This window comes from Avibacterium sp. 21-595, assembly GCF_023611905.1.
Taxonomy (GTDB): Bacteria; Pseudomonadota; Gammaproteobacteria; order Enterobacterales; family Pasteurellaceae; genus Avibacterium.
The window spans coordinates 178,135-197,812 of record NZ_CP091455.1; the positions used below are offsets into that span (position 1 = coordinate 178,135).

At 41.0% G+C, this 19,678-nt stretch carries 12 protein-coding genes and 1 pseudogene; 3 read left to right on the forward strand and 10 right to left on the reverse strand.

Annotated elements, in window-relative coordinates; translation table 11 throughout:
- Positions 1–35: 35 nt before the first annotated feature.
- Positions 36–377 (forward strand): annotated as a pseudogene (locus L4F92_RS00770) (PrpF domain-containing protein); the annotation flags it as partial.
- Between the two features lie 16 nt (positions 378–393).
- On the opposite strand, the gene L4F92_RS00775 reads toward L4F92_RS00770, so the two are convergent.
- On the reverse strand, positions 394–1,464 hold the full coding sequence (locus L4F92_RS00775) for a GlxA family transcriptional regulator (RefSeq protein WP_250363857.1): 1,071 nt from the start codon (positions 1,462–1,464) through the stop codon (positions 394–396).
- Between the two features lie 182 nt (positions 1,465–1,646).
- Here L4F92_RS00775 and L4F92_RS00780 point away from each other — a divergent pair, with 182 nt between their 5' ends.
- The gene (locus tag L4F92_RS00780; protein ID WP_250363858.1) at positions 1,647–2,498 is read left to right on the forward strand and encodes an MBL fold metallo-hydrolase; all 852 of its coding nucleotides are present in this window, start codon (positions 1,647–1,649) and stop codon (positions 2,496–2,498) included.
- An 87-nt stretch (positions 2,499–2,585) separates the two neighbouring features.
- Here the strand turns inward: L4F92_RS00780 and L4F92_RS00785 are convergent, their stop codons facing one another.
- The 9 genes from L4F92_RS00785 to L4F92_RS00825 all read right to left on the reverse strand — a co-directional run bounded on the left by L4F92_RS00785 (position 2,586) and on the right by L4F92_RS00825 (position 16,042).
- Positions 2,586–5,882: a DEAD/DEAH box helicase family protein gene (locus tag L4F92_RS00785; protein ID WP_250363859.1), complete on the reverse strand. Its 3,297-nt coding sequence runs from the start codon at positions 5,880–5,882 to the stop codon at positions 2,586–2,588.
- Positions 5,883–5,983: 101 nt separating this feature from the next.
- Positions 5,984–7,747, reverse strand: coding sequence for a site-specific DNA-methyltransferase (locus L4F92_RS00790; RefSeq protein ID WP_250363860.1), 1,764 nt, complete (start codon positions 7,745–7,747; stop codon positions 5,984–5,986).
- A 69-nt stretch (positions 7,748–7,816) separates the two neighbouring features.
- On the reverse strand, positions 7,817–9,064 hold the full coding sequence (locus tag L4F92_RS00795; protein ID WP_250363861.1) for a restriction endonuclease subunit M: 1,248 nt from the start codon (positions 9,062–9,064) through the stop codon (positions 7,817–7,819).
- A gap of 111 nt (positions 9,065–9,175) precedes the next feature.
- Positions 9,176–10,306 carry a GapS4b family protein gene (gene gapS4b, locus L4F92_RS00800; protein WP_250363862.1) on the reverse strand — a complete coding sequence of 377 codons (1,131 nt, stop codon included), beginning with the start codon at positions 10,304–10,306 and terminating at the stop codon, positions 9,176–9,178.
- Between the two features lie 8 nt (positions 10,307–10,314).
- Positions 10,315–11,247, reverse strand: coding sequence for a GapS4a family protein (gene gapS4a / locus L4F92_RS00805; protein ID WP_250363863.1), 933 nt, complete (start codon positions 11,245–11,247; stop codon positions 10,315–10,317).
- A 2-nt stretch (positions 11,248–11,249) separates the two neighbouring features.
- The gene (locus L4F92_RS00810) at positions 11,250–12,257 is read right to left on the reverse strand and encodes a nucleoid-associated protein (RefSeq protein WP_250363864.1); all 1,008 of its coding nucleotides are present in this window, start codon (positions 12,255–12,257) and stop codon (positions 11,250–11,252) included.
- Positions 12,257–15,151: an SNF2-related protein gene (locus L4F92_RS00815; protein ID WP_250363865.1), complete on the reverse strand. Its 2,895-nt coding sequence runs from the start codon at positions 15,149–15,151 to the stop codon at positions 12,257–12,259. Before L4F92_RS00815 ends, L4F92_RS00810 begins: the two co-directional genes overlap by 1 nt.
- 33 nt (positions 15,152–15,184) lie before the next feature.
- Positions 15,185–15,592, reverse strand: a complete 408-nt coding sequence (locus tag L4F92_RS00820; RefSeq protein WP_250363866.1) for an OsmC family protein — start codon at positions 15,590–15,592, stop codon at positions 15,185–15,187.
- 87 nt (positions 15,593–15,679) lie between these two features.
- On the reverse strand, positions 15,680–16,042 hold the full coding sequence (locus L4F92_RS00825) for a winged helix-turn-helix transcriptional regulator (protein WP_250363867.1): 363 nt from the start codon (positions 16,040–16,042) through the stop codon (positions 15,680–15,682).
- A gap of 569 nt (positions 16,043–16,611) precedes the next feature.
- Here L4F92_RS00825 and L4F92_RS00830 point away from each other — a divergent pair.
- Entirely contained in the window at positions 16,612–19,638 is a 3,027-nt protein-coding gene (locus tag L4F92_RS00830) for a glycoside hydrolase family 2 TIM barrel-domain containing protein (RefSeq protein ID WP_250363868.1), read from the forward strand.
- Positions 19,639–19,678 lie beyond the last annotated feature (40 nt).

The following is a 19,678-nucleotide window of genomic DNA, read 5'->3' on the forward strand; positions in this document are numbered from 1 at the left end:
CTATATGAGTGGTGGCACTTTAAAAGTGCACATTTTTTAAACTCACCGACTTGCCAGAGTCTTGCCAAGTGGCGGGTGCTGCCCGTGATAACTTTTTACTGCGTGTGGTCGGTAGCCCCGACCCTTACGGTAAGCAGATTGATGGGCTGGGTAATGGCTCATCAAGCACGTCAAAAGTGGTGATTTTATCCAAATTCGATGTCGCCGACCACGATGTCAATTATCTATTTGGGCAGGTCGCCATTGACAAGTCTGTGATAGCCTGGTTAGGCAACTGTGGCAATCTCACTGCTGCGGTGGGTAGCTTTGCCATTATGAACAGATTAGTGGAGCATGCAAAAATCCCCGAAAACGGCATTTGCGAAGTCAAAATTTGACAACAAAATATTATAGTCATTTAAATAAAAGGGACAATCTGTGGCTTTCAGGCTGCCTGAAAAAGATAGGTTTTTTAGGTAGCCTAAAAGTTAAGCAGATGTATTTTCCAATGCGGTAGCCATCTACTAACTCGGGTGGCATTTCCCCTCCCAACCCCCTCCGCCACGCTCTCGGGCTTACGCGGTGCTTTTTTCTAAAATGCTGGCGAAAGGCGGTGGCAGAGTGAAAGCCGATTTCGCTTGCAATGTGTTCAATGCCCAAATCCGTACTTTCTAACAGCTCCCGTCCACGCTGAAGACGCTGGGCAATCAGCCACTCGGTCAAAGACACACCTGTGGCTTGGCGAAAATGGCGGGTAAAGGTGCTTCGGCTCATATTCAGACGCTTTGCCAGTGTGTCAATACGGTAATCTTGCTTGAGGTTTTGCTGCATTTGTGCCAGCAGTTCGCTCATGTTTTCGCTTGGGCTTAGGCGGGCGATGGGTTGCTCGATAAATTGTGCCTGTCCGCCTTCGCGGTGCGGTGAAACCACCAGTATGCGGGCGATTTGGTTGGCGATTTTTACCCCGTACGTTCTGCGAATGATGGCAAGACAGCAGTCAAGGGCGGTTGCCGTGCCAGCAGAGGTCATCGGGCTGCCTTGCTCAATGTAGATGGCTTCAATACTCAGTTTAACGGCAGGAAAACGCTTGGCAAAATCCGCTTCACCCAGCCAATGAGTGGTCGCCTCTTTGCCGTTTAGCAGTCCGCTGTACGCCAACAAATAAGCACCGTAACAAAGCCCTGCAACCAAAGCCCCACGTTGATTGGCTCGGATAAGTGCCTGTTTTAAGGCATCGCTGGGCATTTTTTCAGGCTGCCAGCCAAAGGCAATCACCATATCGGCCTGCTCAAGCAGGCGTAAATCGCCGTCAGCAGGCACATAAATGTCGTTTTCTCCATAACAGCAGTCGGGATTTTCTGCAACAATTTTCAGATGAAACAGTGGCTTATCATCAACATTGAGCGAAAAAACACGGTGCGGTATGGCAAATTGAAAGGGGTTAAAATCAGGATACAGCAGCAGGGCAACAATCGGTGCGGTCATTTTTTTCTCACTTTTTGAGCCAATTCTTTCGGTTTTTGAAAGATTGGTCAATATTTTTGTTTTTCAAGAAGATGGATAATGCTCGTTCTTGAAAAAGATGGCATTTCACCTGCCATTTTGATGATTTTTCACCGCCTAATGCTTTAATTTTCAAGCATGGGCAATCGATTTAAGGAATCACGATGCGTACCAAAACTTTACTTGCCACTGCCCTTTTGGGGGCGTTATTGAGCGTTCAGGCTTACGCCAGCGACAGCTATCAGCATATCCGCAACGCCACCGCGAAAGTCAGCTATGCGGGACAGACGTTTTTGATTGACCCGATGCTTGCCAAAAAAGGGGCGTATGAAGGCTTTGCCAACACGCTAAACAGTCAGCTGCGTAACCCTCTAACCGAACTGCCGATGCCGATGAATGAGGCTTGGCAAGGGGTAACGGCAGTTGTGGTTACCCATACCCACCTTGACCATTGGGACGAGGCAGCACAAAAATATCTGCCCAAAGATTTGCCGATTATCGTGCAAAATCAAGATGATGCGAAACTGATTCGTGAACAGGGATTTAATGATGTGCGGGTGTTAAACGAGACCTTGAAAATTGGCGATGTCAGCCTGCACAAAACAGGCGGTGCACATGGCACCAAAGAGATGTATGCGGTCGCACCGCTTGGGCAATTGCTGGGCGATGCGATGGGCGTGGTGCTGCGTGCCAAAGACCGTAAGACGCTTTATATCATGGGCGATACGCTCTGGACGGCTGATGTCAATAAGGCGCTCATCAAATATAAGCCCGATGTTTTGGTGATGAATACGGGGTCGGCAAGGGTCAATGGCTTTAATGAAGGCATTATTATGGGCAAGGAAGATGTCGCCCACGCCCATCAGGCCATGCCCAAGGCAAAAATCATTGCCGTGCATATGGATGCAGTCAATCACGGTGCGGTGAGCCGTCAAGCAATGCGTGCCTTTGTGCAAAAATCTGGGTTAAAAGATTGGGTTGCCGTGCCAGAAGATGGGGAAAAGATTCCGTTTTAAGGGGAATTTACGGTGAGGTGGTATTAATGTAAAAGGCTGCCTGAAAAATGTAAGTGAGGTTTTCAGGCAGCCTTTTGAGGTTATTTATCAAACCTCTGTTTCCAGCATTTTGGCAAACAGGGTTTGCAAGTAATCTTGCTCTTGCATAAACAAGATATTTCTTTTGCGATACGCTTCTTCATCATATTGATGAGGCAGCTCTTCTTTTTTGGTGATAGAAAGAATAAAGGCATTAAGATTCATATCAATGGCATTATCTTTTTGCAGTTTTTTGACTTCCTCCGCTAGGCCAAATTTAGGATGATTTATTCCCATATGCAAAATGCCTTTAGGATCAATAAAACTCAACCACTGCTTATCGGACGCGCCATCGGTTAACCAAAGCAAAAAGTCGGGATAAAAATTGCCCGCCAAAGCAAATCCTAGCCCTTTATTCTTATTTGCCGCATTGCGTAAAAGATACAGTGATTTATCACCAATCCAGCTTTTAAGCTTGCCTGAATTTGCCGCTGCCTGTAGGTCTTGAACAAAACGGATTTCGCTCATCTCATTCATGTCCATTGGCTTCATGGTGAGCGGTAAATCTTCTTTATTGGCAAGTGTCATGATGGGATAGTACAGATGCGGCTCAAAGCAGATGGCGGTGATGCTTGCCGCCTGCCAATTCAGTGCTTCTTTTAAAGTACCTTTTTCTATAATGACTTTAAGTGCCATCAGTTTGTCATAATAGCCTCTGCCTTCATCGGTATTTTCAATGGTAAATTGGTAGCTGTTTTGCAATGACGGGTTGTCTTTATCCACCCATACCGCCTCATAAAACTGCCCTTCATAAGCGGCTTTTAAAGTTTGATAAAAACGCTTCATATATAAAGAAAGCAGGTCAATCAATATCTCTTGTTGCTTTTTAATATCACTAAAGCTATTGATGATTAAAAAATCAGGCGGACAATACAGTTTATACCAATCATTTTTGCTGGCAAAAGATTGGATATGCTCTTTTTCTAGGCGGAGATTCCACCATGAACGCAGCCATTTTTCTTCCCATAACGCAAGATAGATTTCCTCCCAGTCAAATAAAGAAAATAAAGCCGTATCAAGCCAATGCTGCTGACGTTTATCAAGGCTCATGATTTTTTCTTTACTTCGCTGCACTTCAATCTTGGGATACAAATCAAGCTCAACCACAATAGGCTTAATCTTGCCCTGATATTTTTCAGGCAGCAAAAAGAAGCTAAAGCCTTTTTCTTGCCGTTTAAAGCCCATGCTTTGGTTATCTTTATAGCCATTTTTTAGCTGCAAGGTTTTTAGGCGTTTTTCCGGTAAATTGGAACGCACTCGAAAATCAAGCGTAAGCATTTCATCTTTGGGCGTAATCCCCTCTGTTTTTAGGTAGTTTTTAAAGGTTTCCATATAGCCTGCACGGATACCAAAGATGTTTAAGGTTTCAAGTTTTTCCAAAAAAACATCTTTTGGGCGTTCGCTCTCTTGCGTCCGTTTGAGTGAGAAATTCTGCCCTTTTAGACGCACGCCACGCCCAAACAGCTGAATAATTTGGCTGCCTTCGTTTTTGCCGATATTGAGCAGCCCCATGGTAGAGACCCGCCAGCTTGACCAGCCTTCCGTAAATTTTTTGGCACCGATAAGCAAGCTGATTGGACTGTCTGGTTGGTTAATCTTTCTAAATAACGAGGCGGTAAAATCATTATCCAGCACATCGATGGTTTTTTCTTGCTCAAGCAAATTGGCAAATTTTTTCGTATCGCCGATATTAATCACGCCAAAAGCCTCACCGCTGCCTACCGACAAGGCAAACTCACCGTCCGCATTTTTTAACCGTGTGAGCTGTAAACGTCCATCAATGGCCGTGTTAAATACCTTTTGCAAAATATCCTGATACAGATCCGCCTCTTTGCCCAAATAGTGCATAAGGGGAATAAATTGCCCAAGAAAAATATTGTTGCCATGAGGGTCGGTCAATTCTGCTGTATCGCTTAGCAGGCTGTGCAAGTGGCGTTTAACCGCTTCAGGCTGCCCCAAGAAATACGCCAAAAACTGCACGATGACCAAAATATCGCTGTCTTCATGAGAAACCGTATTGCCGACAAAAATCCACAAGGGTTTTTCAAGCAAAAACGGGCTTAATGCTTTTTTATGACGCTCATAAAGATAGCACTGCTGATAAAAACTCAGCAAACAGGCAATCAGATAGCTGTTGCTATGCCGCTCATAATCCTCATCACGCAGATTTAAAATTTGACTTTCTTTGCCATAACCATCGGCATAAAAATATTTATAAGAATAATCAAACAACACCGCTTTGGCATACACCTCCCGCAAAGCACGTGGTTTAATCTCCTCCTGCAACGTCAACGCATCGGGCGTTAGCCGTGCCAAATCATCATCGCTTAAGCCTTTTAAGCTTTTTTTACCAAAAAGACTGCCCGCCTGATTTTTTTGCCAAGCCTCTATCTCTTGGGCAAGTGTTTTGCTCTTGGCGACCGCCTGACCAAAGGTTGCCGAATACTCAAACGAAAAGCCCGCACTGATTAAGCTCTCCCGCAGTCTTAACCAAGAATCGCCAGAGGCACCGCGATGCCCCTTGTCCACCAAAACCAGATTTCGCCCCGCAAAGCTCTCCACCGCAACGGTTTTTTCACCCGTCTTATCAGCAAGTTTATTAATATCAATAATCAGCACCTCGTTAGGTGCCTTAAGCATATTGCCCTGATTTTTACCAAAAATCAGCGGAAAAAAACCTGACTGCATCAGCTCTTGATTATGCTGATGACTTAACCCCTCATTGGGCGTAAGCACAATAATCTGATCAATCTTATCCGTGCAATAATCCTGATATTGCAAAATATTGACGTGCATCAGCAACGTTTTACCCGAACCTGTGGCATTCCAAAAAGCGATTTTATTTAAATCATCTTCATCATAAGGAAAAAAGCCCAACTCTTGATGCTCATTAAGCAAAGCATTTAAACCCAAAAGCATCTGCTTTCTTTGATGAAAATAGCCATCAAGATAAATTTCTGTAAAAAGAAGCGATAAATACTGAAAATACTTCATTTGAAGCGCATGTCCGCTTTTTTTATTACGCTCTTTGGTAACCTTTTGCCAATGTCTGACAATATTGCCATCATAACGGCGTAAGCTGTCCTCATCGATAACCGCTGACAAACCCGCCTGGCTTAAGGCTTCAAAAAAATACGTCTGCCCCTCTTGATTGATGCCGATAAGCCGTTCATCGCTTAAGATTTTTTGCAAAGCTGCAAAATCGCCCAGCCCCAAGTAAGATAAGATAAAGCGGTTAAGCACCAATTCATCATGAAAAGAGCGGTGATTTTTTGCCGAATTTTTAGCCATTTTTTTCGCAGCCATCGTCTTACTCCGCAAACATCAAACGCAAAAATTCAGGCTCAATAGCACGCAGTTTCAAACGGCTTTCTGTGCCATCATTATTTTCCCAAACGCTTGCCATATCATGAATCATGATCGCCATTTAAATACACCACATCATATTGCTCACTATTTGGATGAATATTAAACTGATCAAATACATGGACAATTTCTTGATAGCCCACACGGGTGCAGTCCCGCCACACAATCAGGCAAGATTCATCATTGAGCCTGCCTTCAACCAGCACATAACCACGTTTTTCCCGATCATCTGTTACCCGCTGCACCCGCAGTCCCAAGAGATAATTAAAGGTCTCAATCAAATCAATCTTGGTCGGCACATAAGCCCCAGCACTATCGCTTGCGATATTGAGTTCATAGTCAAACGGCTTTTGAAAATCATGCACGCTAAGCTGTGAGCTTTTGCTCTCCTCTGCCAGCATATAGCGTAGCAAATAATCCTCCTGCACCTGTTTGGGCAAATCTAACGCAAGATCCATCTGCCCTTTAAGCTCAAGGTTATTGAGCGTATCCTCATAGCTTTCAAGCTTTAACACCTTAACCATTTGCGATACGCCATGACGTGGATTTTCACCCGAGTCATTAGATAAATCGCTTTTTTGTTCACCAAGAACAGGCTTACCATTTTTCCACTCTTTGCTGTAAATCACCTTTTGCACACGAGGTTTTAGCACAGTGTCAAAATATTCGCCTTGCTCCACAAGCATATATTTGCGGTTACCGCCATCTTCACGGTTTAAGTTAATGACCGCATGAGCAGTGGTGCCAGAACCTGCGAAGTAGTCGAGGATAAGAGCGGTTGTTTCTTTTGCACCAGAAACCAGCAAACAATCTTCCACTGCATAAATAGATTTTGGATAAGAAAAAACTTCTTGAGTGCCGAATATATTCTTTAATAAAGCCGTTCCGTGCTCTGTAGCAGAATATTTTGAATCCGACCAATGTGTTGTGGGTTGCACACCTTCATTTGGCCTTCTTCGATAATAGATATAGTATTTTCCATCATCTTTTTTTGTAGCACGAAACTCATCAACAATCTCTAATGCCCTATCTAAACCAAAATACCAACGACCTTCTTTGCCATCATCTTTTATAGGATATATGGATATTTCCTCATCACCCTCTTTATCATAAATCAAATATTCATTTTTTTCCGCATCAAATTCCATTTCAGGTAGCCTCAAAACCCCTGTTTTTTCATTTAAGAAAAATGGATAAAACATAGTCGGTCTATTCTCACGGCTTGAATTCGAGCCTGCTTTGCGAAACATTTCCCAAAAAAAAGCTCCCTTTTCATCATTTTCTCGATACCGTGCTTTTTGCTCTTCACTATGGGAAAGTCTTGAAATCGATGTCGCTTCCATTTTCTTTACAAAAACTGCATATTCGTGAGAAAGAGCAAAACCATTTGGAATAGGTCTGCCAGAGGGTTTTATTCTTATCGCAACCACTCCCGCTAAATAGGGAAAATTTTGTTCCAATAATTGACAAAAGACCTTTTGTTCTAAATCATCAATAGTTCCACATAAAATACCATCATCAGCCAATAAGTTTTTACTTAAGAATAATCTATTATCAACTAATGAAAGCCATGACGAGTGTTTATATCCATTTTTATAAATAATTTCAGATGCACTAGTATTATAAGGCGGATCAATATAGATACATTTCACCTGCTCACGGTAGCGAGCCTGCAAAAGATTTAAGGCTTGGAAATTATCCGAATGAATGAGTACGCCATTGATGCTATCGTCCAAATCAACAGCCTCTGACATCAGGCTAAGCAATTTTTGCTGATAAGCTGGCGGATAAAGCGAGGTATCCACCACCAAATAAGGCTCTTGGGCAACAAGATTGGCAGAATCTAAGCAGGTATTACCCCCCCCCGTCGCAAATTATAAGTAATTGAAATTAAAGAGTTTTTTCCAATCATCAAGCTGCTTTTCATTAGCAAGGGTTTCAGGCAACAATGCCTTTGGTATACGGTCAAGCGTAATCAAATAATGCGTTTGGGCAACAAATTTTTTCTTAAGCCACAAAGATTTTTGAAAATCTTCAATCTGTGCCAAAAAGTCAATTAAATCATGGGCGATGGTACGCAGCACCTGAATCTGACGCAGGCTGTTTTTTATTTGGTCAAAATGCTCGGCATGCTGGATATTATCTAAATGCAGCACCTCATTTTTGATATAAAAATCAAGCTCTCGGCGTAAAAAACTGCCCAAGTCCTTATGAATAAAATAATCGGCACTGTTTTTTTGCGTATAGTCGTTTAAATGCTTTTCAAGCAACGTGCGTTTTGGATTTTTCTCTGTCGGTGCCTCTTGCCATACCGCCTGCCACGATGCAGGGATAAGCATGTGCAGCTGCTCTAGCGTGCGTTCATTTTCTTTTTCTTGCTTATCTGCCTTATCTTTGAGCACATATTCAAAGAAAATCTCTAACCGATCACCCTCTTCCTTGATAGGGATTAAGCGTTCCTCGTAGACCTCGCCCACGTCGTCATAGCGTTCAACCTCTCTTAGCTCAACAAGGGAAAAAAGCCTCTTGGCATTGCTGTCTTTGCGGTTGTCTTTGGCAGTATCCGCCGCCATCAGACGGAAGAAAACCTCACGCCCATCATCAAGCTTAAAGCGGTAATTGCTGAAGTTCTCCCCCGATTTGGTGTAATACTGATCCTTGTTTGCCCAATGCAGCATCACTTCTTCACCATTATAAGGAATGGCATAGGTCTCGCCCTTGTAACGACGCTGGCTGATAAAATCACCCTCTTCATAATAACGGCTAAAAAACGTAAACAAATGCGAAAAAACCATCGCTTCGCTGCCGCTGCCGCTGCCACTTGTTTTCATCTGGGCAAGTTTATCTTGGATTTCCTGAACCTTGGGCAAGGTATCGGCATCAACACCTAAGGCTTTCGCCTGTTTAACCGCCTCGCCAAGTTCATGCTCTAAGCTTGTAATGGCATCTTGATTGACGGCTTTAAAGGCTTCTTCCACTTTTTTCGGCAAAGTGGACGTGAGATATTTATTAATCTTATCCCTGCGGCTGTTTAAAATTCGGTAAATACCAAAATCTAAATCCGCACGGTCGGTTTGAAAAATTTCTTGCAGTTTTTGCGTAAGTTTTTGGAGGTGTAGCATAGGGGTCCTTATAGCTAGCATTAATATTTGATTTCATTTTTAAACTATATATTTTCAATCCAAAAGATTGATATCTATACAAGCATAATTACTGTCATAAACTCTAAATAATTAACTACGCTCTTCCATAATTGTCTTATATTGCTCCTTAACCAAGGATCTAATATTTTTTAATATATCTTTTTCGATTTCTATTCTAGACTGAACTGTAGTCTTATTGTCATATTTTGTATTAATTACCTCAAATGTTAGTTCTAAGTTTTTATCAAAAGAAGATCTTTTCTTTGATGGAGAACTGAAGAAAAAACTTACTTTTACTGTTCCAGAATTGGCACTACTTGTATATTTATAAGTCAAAGTCATACTATCGATAAAATAATATTCATAGTATTTTTCATTCGATATAAGAAAAATACTATGTAGCTTCTTACCATCTATGGTTACAGATGTTACAGTATCATTCATCCATGATACTTCTGGATCTTGGGGCAATGGGGAGTTTGAAGCCTCTCTGCTGATCACTATTTCATGAACATTATCCAACTCTAGGAACTTTCCATATCCTGCAGTTAATCTTTTAAAAAATTTTACTCTTTCTATATCCTCAAAGGCATCAAAAGTAATTTTTTCCTCTTGTTCAAACTGAATAATATTGTTCTTTTTTAGCATCCCTGTAATAGCATCTAAAATTCTTCGATTAATCAGCTCTGTTTCATACGATGTATGAGTGGAAGCAATATCTAATGCAAGCTCACTTCCTTTATTTTCTATAATAATTTCTGCAGAAAAATTAAGCTCTCTATTTAAAAAATCCTTACTAAAATCATTTCTTTTTATTTCATATTTAATTATTATAGTATTGCCTTCGAATACTGGATTTGGTTTTTTAATAAATTCTATATTAGGTATATTCTCTGAGAAGTTAGGGGAAGGAGAAAATAAATTTTTTATAGGTTTTATTATATCAACACCTTCACTCATTAATGATAGGCTAGAAAGTTTATTTTTAGGTTTTAAACTTCTAGAAATAGAATCATCTATTAATTTCCCATATTCATCCGATGTTAATAGCATAGCAGAAAGTAGTGGTACAGAAATAATTTTCTCTCCACTTCCACAAAAAACACCTTTTTCTTTTAAAAGGGTATTTATTTCTCCATCTGAGATATGTCGGCTATTGAGGAGTATTCGGAGTTCATTTCCAGACGGAATCAATCCTTTTAAATCAATATTTCCACTCATGACCACTCCTAAAATAAATCTAAAATTGTCTGATGATAAGAAAATAGTCTAATATCTTCACTTCTATCTTTAAAAGATAATCTGGCTCTCGTAACGATATCTTTATCCTTGGTTGAATTAAAATCAGGAAATCCTATACATATTTCACCAACCAATCCTGCAGAAAAATCTAATGCATAAGCCATCATATTTCTACAAGTTTCTTCACCAAATCCTTCTCTACTGTACAAATAAAACTGCTTTTTATCTCCAATAGTAATAATAGCGGTAATAATATCTGATGCAATCAACTCTATTGGCAAAAACTGACCATGTCTACTTGTATCAATTAAAATTGAAGTCCCTATTCTAGGATAATAAAATTCATACGTTCCACCATTTGATTTTTGAATTAAATCATTAATAATATCTAGCAAAAAACTTGCTCTACTACTATCTATAATATAATAAGGAATATCTTCTTCTAAGTCTGGTTTTGATTTTGCAATAGCAGGTAAAATATTTCTATCTAGGCTATCTTTATCATTATGCAACCAAATTAAAACCCCAATGTGTTTTATATTAACCTTTGCGTCAAAAGCCTCTATAAAAGAATTCACTTCTGTATTATAGCGTGCACATTGGATAATTTGTTCAAGCTCCTTAATATAAGGATTAAAATTTTTTCTAATTTGTTGCTCTGATTTAGGATAACCACCCAAACTGTGTTTAACAGAAATATGACAAACTGTTGTAGTGTCATCATGGAACGGATTATGATAAAGATAAACAATATCATCACCATGGCTTCTTTTTTGATTATCAGATTTATTTTTATGATTACCATCGTTACATTCAATAGAAATATTCTGTATCTGGTGTTTCCAACCAATTTTTTTTAATAATTCAGAAGCAATCACCTCACCAATTTCTCCTGATTTTTTAGACTTTTCTCCAGACATACTTATCCTCCTCTTTGAATATCAATTATTGATCTTAATCCAAAATCAGTAATCTGTGAATCAATGGATAAAATTTTCAAATTAGACTCTGAAATTACGATATCCACACCTTTTGATATCCTTGTTTTAGATAGAGTCTTATTAATTTTTTTAGAAAAATCTTGCATTTCAACAACAAAATCCATATCAATCTCCATACTATTTTTTATACCCAAACTACTAACAATATTATCAAAATCCTCATTTTCAACAAATGCTGTAGATATCCTTTTTAACTGATTAACTGATAAATTATCCTCTTTGGACAAGGCATCAGAAAAATCTAAAAAATCTTGCGGTAAGTGTATTTTCTTTGATACAGCCTTGGTAAGAGAAGATAAAATCTGAGTATATTTTTTTACGGTATTTTTAGGTACAGCTTTAATAAAGTTTTCTACCCAATATTTTGTCTTTTTACCAACGCTATCTATAATAAATACTGTATCTTCAGATGATAAAACAACTGCTCCTTTTTGAATAGAATCAATAGATATGCCTTTTTTTTCTACAATATCGATAACGTCATTTTGTTTTTTTACATCCAAATAACTACTTTTGGATTCAATTCTAAATAACCCAATTGCTTGAATCTTTAAGTCATCCACTTTGATTCCACTATATAGAACTTCAATAAATTCTCCTCCACCAATATTAGGGTGATCAGAAGATATATATAAATGTTTTGCTATCGCTAACGATGATGTAAGAAATTCTTTTTCATCTTTAAAAACTAATGATGAATAATGCTTTATAGGATTTAAATTAATATCAGATTCATGTGTCAATAAATATTCATTTTCACTATCTATGATAGGCAATAAAAAGTGTTGAATCAGTAAACTATCCACAGAAGAATCATGTTCAGATTCAGCACTTGATAGTATCAACCCCTCATCCCTAAACTTATTGCCAACCTTATGGACAATAACTTTTTCAACCTTTACTTCACTTAGATTTAACTTATCAGTCATCACACCACTTCCCATTCAATCACAAACAACGTTTTTTCTTCTATCTTTTGGTCTAAACTCGCCTCTAGTCCTTCAATCAGTTCATCTTTCATCGCCTCAATCTCATCTTGCTGATCAAAAAGCTCCCGCCGCTGTTTGGTACGTTTTCGCTCTAGCTCACGCTGCTTTTTCTGCCAGCTTAATTTTTCCTGTGCGGTTTGAGCGGCGGCACTTTCACGCTTGATTTCTTTAATCGCTTTATCGGTTGCTTTAATCTCTTGCTCCAGACCGTCTTTCAGGCCATCTGTCCAGCTGTCTAATTTTTCTATCTCTTGATCAAAGTAAACGAGATTGCGTGCTGCTGTTTTCTCAAGTAAGTCTTTAAGGCGTGCATGCCTATCTGCCGCTAATGCTGATTTGACTTGCTTTGCGTTATGTGGCTGGGTATGGGTGGCAGGCAGCCGCAACAGTTTTTCAGGGTCATCATCAATCAAAATCTCGCCTGCATCTGTGCAGGCACTGATGATAACGTGCTGCTCACTTCTCTCAAGGGCGGTGATGGTTATCAGGCTTGCAGTCAAGGTACCGCTTTTGCCAATGTAGGGTTCTAGGGTGCTGATTTTGCTGCCATAGGCTTGGTAATCAAAAATCAGCTTCGCCTCTGGACAGCGGCGGTTTTTGGCTTGTTCAAGCAGGCTTTGGGCAAGGGGGTGTTGTAGGCGGTAAAGATGTGCCTCTCCTTGCTGGCTTGGCAGGCGATACCGCCCTATCGGAATGTCTTTTTGCTCGGCAGCTAGGTTTCCAGGCAGCTTGTGCAGGGTAAAACCATACGCATCAAAACTGGCATTTTCTCCAAGCTCGCTTTGGGTAAATTGCAATAGCAGGCGTTCATGGGCGGTGCGGACAGCTCTGCCCTCTTCTTCATACACCCGCAGTCTTTGGCTGACGCTTTCATCAAAATGCTCTAGCAGGATTTGGCGGGTTTGCATCATGGCTTCGTCAATTTCACCCGAAAGCTCTTGCTGCAAGATATCAAAGGCTGCCTGAATTTCTTCGCTTTTGCGGCAGCGGCGGTAAATATCGGCAATGCGTTTTTCTATATCCACGCCCGAACCAATCGCCCCCAACACTTCATCGCTGGCACCAAATACGCCGTCAAATAGCTGAAATTTTTTCTCTAAGAATTCATAAACTCGGGCATCGGCTTCATTGCTTTGGTCTAAAAAATTCACCACAACCACATCGTGCTTCTGTCCATAGCGGTGGCAGCGTCCGATTCGCTGTTCAATCCGCTGGGGATTCCACGGCAAGTCGTAATTGATAATCAGCGAACAAAATTGCAGGTTGATGCCCTCGCTGCCTGCTTCGGTGGCAATCATGATGCTTGCTTTTTCTTTAAAGTGTTCAACCAGCGCGGCACGGGTATCGGCGGTTTTGGAACCTGTGATGGTGTCGCTGCCTGCATGGCGTTTGAGCCAGTCTTTGTAAATTTTTTGGGCGTTTCTATCGCTGTTTGTGCCGTTAAATAAAACAATGCCTTCGCCATTTTCGCCTGCATAGGGCGTGTCCGCCAAACACTGCAAAAGATAGTCTTGGGTGCGTTTGGATTCGGTAAAAATAATGGCTTTTTGTGGGGCATTCTTTTCACGCAATTGATCAAAGGCTTTTTCTAATGCCGCAAGCAATGCCTCGCTTTTGGCATCTTTATCAATGCTTTCCGCCAATGCCTTAAAACGCTTTAATTCTTCAATTTCATCGGCAAGGGCAAGGGTTTCGGCTTCCGATAAAGCCAGCTTGTCCGCCTCGTCTTCCGTCCATTCTTCAGCGGTATCCTCCAAGCCCTCAAAATCTGCATTGAGCTGTTCAATCGCATCCGTCTCTTCTGCCCATTCTTTTTGCAGGCGTTTGAGCATGGTGCCTAATGCACCTGCAATTGCACGGCTGCTTGATGCCAAAAGCTTCCACAGCACCATCGCAATCAAATGCCGCTGCCCTGCCTGCAAAGCCTGCGAATCTTCACGGCGTAAATATTCCCGAACCAACTCTGCCAGTTCTTTTTCGGCATCTGATGGGGTAAACGCCTGAACAATGGGGTGCCGCTTGGTATAGGCAACATATGCCTGCACCTGACGGCGTAAAGTACGCTGGCAAATCGGTCTAAGCCGCCTTTGTAACTGAAAAAGATTTTGCTCGCTGGTTTTGCTGCCAAATTGACTGCGAAAACTCTCCAAGCCGCCAAAAACCCGTTCATCAATCATGCTGACCAAGCCATACAGTTCACGCAAATCATTTTGCAGCGGTGTGGCGGTCAGCAAAACTTTGGAACGGACATGGCTTAGGGCATCTTTTAGCGTATTGCCAATAATATTGCTTTTTTTATAGACATTACGCAGGCGATGGGCTTCATCAAGCACCGCCAAATCCCAAGGGATTTTCTTAATATCAGCCGCTTTTGCCTTGGCAAATTGATAGGAACAGATAATCGGCACAGGGCGGTCAAACGGATTTTCACCTTGCTTTTTAAACACATGGTAGTTTTTGCTTTCCAAAATTTCGCAAGTTAAACCAAATTTTTCCTGCAATTCTTGATGCCACTGCTTGCGTAAATTGGCAGGCGTGATAATCAGAATACGGCGTTTACGCTCCGCCCAACGCTGCAAAATCACCAAGCCTGCTTCAATGGTTTTGCCCAAACCGACCTCATCTGCCAATATCACGCCTTGCGATAGAGGGTTTTTACAGGCAAAAAGTGCAGCATCCACTTGATGCGGGTTCAAATCAACCTGTGCATCAACCAAAGTCGCCGCAAAATCCTCAACGCTGCTGGATGCAGTCTGTTTGCTAAGCAGCCATGCAATATACTGGCTTTGATGAGGGGTGAGTGGGGATAAATGAAACATCTGGATATTTTCCATTTGGGTTAAAAGTTTTCAGGCAGCCTGAAAACCTCACTCATAATGAAAGCGAAATTCTTGCAGTAAATCAGCACTCAGACTTTTGGCGACTGGGCAAGCGTGGGCTGCCGCTTCCAAAATACGGCGGCTTTTTTCATCTAACGCTTTATCCAGATAAATATCTAGGCTTACTCTCGCCACACGGCGTGGATTGGCTGCCATTTCTTTTTCAACTTCAATACGGCTGCCACGTAAATCAACGCCCATATCACGTGCTTTAATCCCCATAATCGTCATCGCACACGCAGCCAGAGAAGATGCCAGCAAATCGGTCGGTGAAAACGCTTCACCTTTGCCGTTATTATCAACGGGTGCATCGGTTGAAATCTTATCACCGCTTTGCAAATGCACGATGTCATTGTGTAAATCGCCTGTGTAATTCAAAGTTGCAATATGTGCCATTGTTTTTCCTCATTAGATTAATATGTTAAAAAGTATAGCAAAAAACCAATATATTTTAATAGAAAATGGCAGTGGTCATTTAATTTTCTAAGATTTTTTGCCCGCACTTTCAATCTGTTCACGATATGACTCCCCCCATTCTGCCAGCGCATCAAGAATCGGTGAGAGACTTAGCCCCAATTCAGTTAAAGCATATTCCACTCTCGGCGGTACTTCCGCATAAACCGTTCGTGTAACCAAACCGCCCTCCTCTATCGCGCGCAGATGGGCGGTGAGCACTTTTTGCGAAATACCGCCGACACCGCGTGCTAATTCGCCAAACCGTTTGGTGCCGTCCATTAATTCACGTAGGATAAGCACACGCCATTTTTCGCCAATCATCAGCAAACTGACCTCTAACTTTAACAGAATAGACCAGTAATCATTATTTAATTTGATTTTGCTAAGCATCTTTTCAACCTATGCATTTTAACTTTAATTGTATAAAACCCTAATACCACTATATTTATAAAGTATTTAAATGGGTAAATTATGGTATAGCATAAAGTATTGAGCCAAAATAGAGATGAATACTTAATAAAAATTCAAACACTAAGACAAGTATTACAATAAATCCCACCTTCACAGATTGTGAATATTAATATCTTTACTGAAAAACAAAATAAATAATTCACAGAGATTATCTCTAAGACATTATTGATAACTTATTTATAGACTTATCAATTTCTACAATACGGTGAGATCTCATTTAGAGTTCGGAAATCTTTTGAAGCACTGAGGTCGCCTTTTAAGGGCTGTCTTAGATCAATGCTCATATAGTCAAACCCAATTAAATACACTACAATAGTCGCATAATATCTTCACAAGATTACCGACAAATGCTCCTAGCCAATCAAGACAACTGGTAGCTTAAACACCAGAGTAATACTATTGAGGCAGTATTCAATCAACCGCTTTTTATTGTAGGCTTTATGATTGTGTAGTGATGATCAATGGTTTTTTACTATATAGGCGGCTTTATGTTTTTACCGAATTATTTTCAAGACCCAAAGGTGTTGCATCTAAACACCACGGCTCATCACGCTTATTTTATTCCACACCATAATATCCAAAGTGCGGTGCAAAACTCGCGAGAATTTTCTCACTATTTCATTCCTCTCAATGGAAATTGGGATTTTCATTATTTTAAAAGTTATTGGGATTTGCCCGAGAATTTCCTCGATTTTCCCTTTCAACAACGCATTCCTGTGCCTTCCACTTGGCAAACTCAGGGATATGATCAACACCATTACACCAATGTGAATTACCCGTTTCCTTTTGATCCGCCTTATGTTCCACAGGAAAATCCTTGTGGGCTTTATCACCGCACTTTTTATTTGCAAGCTAAAGCCAATAAACGCTACTTAATCAATTTTGAAGGGGTAGATAGTTGTTTCTTTTTATATGTAAATCAAACGTTTATTGGATATAGCCAAGTCAGCCACTGCACAGCTGAATTTGATCTCACGGATTATTTATGCGAAGGAGAAAACCACCTTACCGCGGTGGTTTTAAAGTGGTGTGATGGCAGCTATTTGGAAGATCAAGATAAATTTAGAATGTCGGGTATTTTTCGTGATGTGTATATATTGGAACGCGAGCAAAATTATGTGCAGGATTTTTTCATTAAAACGACGCTTTCTGCGGATTTAAAAAGTGTGGTGGTAAATTTGGCGATTTTTTTCCGCCAACCTGAAAACCCCTCAACAATTACCTATCACCTTTTTGATCCACAAGGAAAACCACTTCTCCGCACAGAACAGCCTCAATTTTGCGTAGAAAACATTCAATTATGGAGTGCAGAAAATCCACAGTGTTACGATTTATTCATCTGCTATGGTGAAGAAGTGATTTGCCAAAAAATAGGATTTCGGCAAATTGAAGTGAAAAAGGGGATTTTATTGCTTAACCAACAGCCAATAAAATTTAAAGGCGTAAATCGGCACGATAGTGATCCTCAGAGCGGTTATACGATTAGTGAACAGCAAGCAATGGCAGATCTGCGTCTAATGAAGCAACACAATTTTAACGCCATTCGCACCGCCCATTATCCTAATGCACCTTGGTTTGCGGAATTGTGCGATCGCTACGGCTTTTATTTGATCGCGGAAGCCGATATTGAAAGCCACGGCACCAATGCGGTCTATGTGCCAAACCCTGAAAAAAGCATTTTACTTGGCGTAGAAACCGCCTCTGATGACGCAACGACTCGTCAGCAAATCATTGATAATTATTGCTATATGGCACGCAGCCCTGATTTCAAACAAGCGATTTTAGATCGCGTACAAGCCAATGTGCAGCGCGATAAAAATCGTCCTAGTGTGCTGATTTGGTCGCTAGGTAATGAAAGTGGTTATGGAGAAAATTTTGAGGCGGCAGCACAGTGGGTAAAAACCGTTGATCCAAGCCGTTTAGTACATTATGAGAATGCCATTTTTCAACATTCCGCTCACCAAAATGATACGACGCAGTTAGATTTACACAGTGAAATGTACCGCAGCACAGAGGATATGGCCGCCTACTTTGCAACACAAACTGCCCCAAAACCTTATTTACTCTGTGAATATCTGCACGCAATGGGGAATTCTTGTGGTGATGCGGAAGATTATTTCCAAGCAATACAGCAACACGCGGGGGCTTGTGGTGGGTTTGTGTGGGAATGGTGCGATCACAGCCCTTATTTACCGCAGTCAAAAAAAATGGGGTATGGCGGTGATTTTGGTGATTTCCCTAATGACAACAATTTCTGTGCAGACGGTTTAGTGCGTGCGGATCGCCGTATTCAAAGTAATCTACTTGAACTGAAAAACGTACAACGTCCATTACGTGCAAACTATCACAATGGGCAAATTGAACTCACCAATTATTTTGATTTTACCCACGCAGAAGATATGGTGAGCATTCACTATCAACTGCTAGAAAACGGGGTTCTCGTGCAACAAGGAAACATTGCCACCCCAAAAATTCCACCAAAATGCACCGCACTTTTACCTTTCACCTTACCGCCAAATAATGGCAGTTTATGGCTGTTGAATTTAACATATCGACAAAAACACGCCTCACCTTTAGTGGAAAAAAATCACTTACTCGGCGTTGATCAACTCTGCCTCTTTGGCGATAAACGGCTACCCAGTTTTTATCCCCCGCGCTTAGCAGAAAAAGCCCATATTCAATACCGTTCGCACGAAATTCACATTACCTTTGGCAAGACAAATTATATTTTTGATAAACAAAAAGGCATTCTCTCGCAATGGCTTTATGGGCAATGCCCTATTATTCAGCGTCCGCTGGCGTTTAATATTTGGCGCGCGCCATTGGATAACGACAGTCTTATCAAAGCACATTGGGTTTCAGCGGGTTATCATCACGCTTACAGTCGCGCCTATACGATGCAAGTGGAAATGCGAAAAGATCGGGTTGTGGTGAAAACGCATTGTGCTTTGCTCGCCGTATCGCAAAGTAAAATTTTAGATCTTAAGGTTGAATATCATTTGTTTAATCACACACAGTTTGAGATCAAAATTCACGCGAAAAAAGCACCGCACTTGCCTTTTCTACCCCGTTTTGGGTTACGCTTTTATTTAGCCAAACGACAATGGCAAGCACGCTATTTTGGCTATGGCAACGGCGAAAGCTATATTGATAAACACCACGCCACTCAGCTTGGGCTTTATCAAACAACCCCACAGGAAAATCACGTGGATTATTTAAAACCACAGGAAAATGGTAGCCATTATCATTGTTCTTTTATTAAATTAACCCGTGCTGAAGGTGGTTTGTACATCACTGCCCAGCAACCATTCAGCTTTAACCTTTCCCCTTATAGCCAAGAAGAATTGGCAAGTAAAAAACATCATTACGATTTACAAGAAAGCCCTTACTGTGTGCTGTGTGTGGATTATAAAATGAGTGGCATTGGCTCAAACTCTTGTGGGTCATCGCTCAAAGAGGCTTATCGTTTGAATGAAACCCAATGGGATTGCACCTTTAAGGTGAGTTTGCTTTGAGGCGTATGGGCAAAATAAGGCATAGGTAAAACGTGGGGCG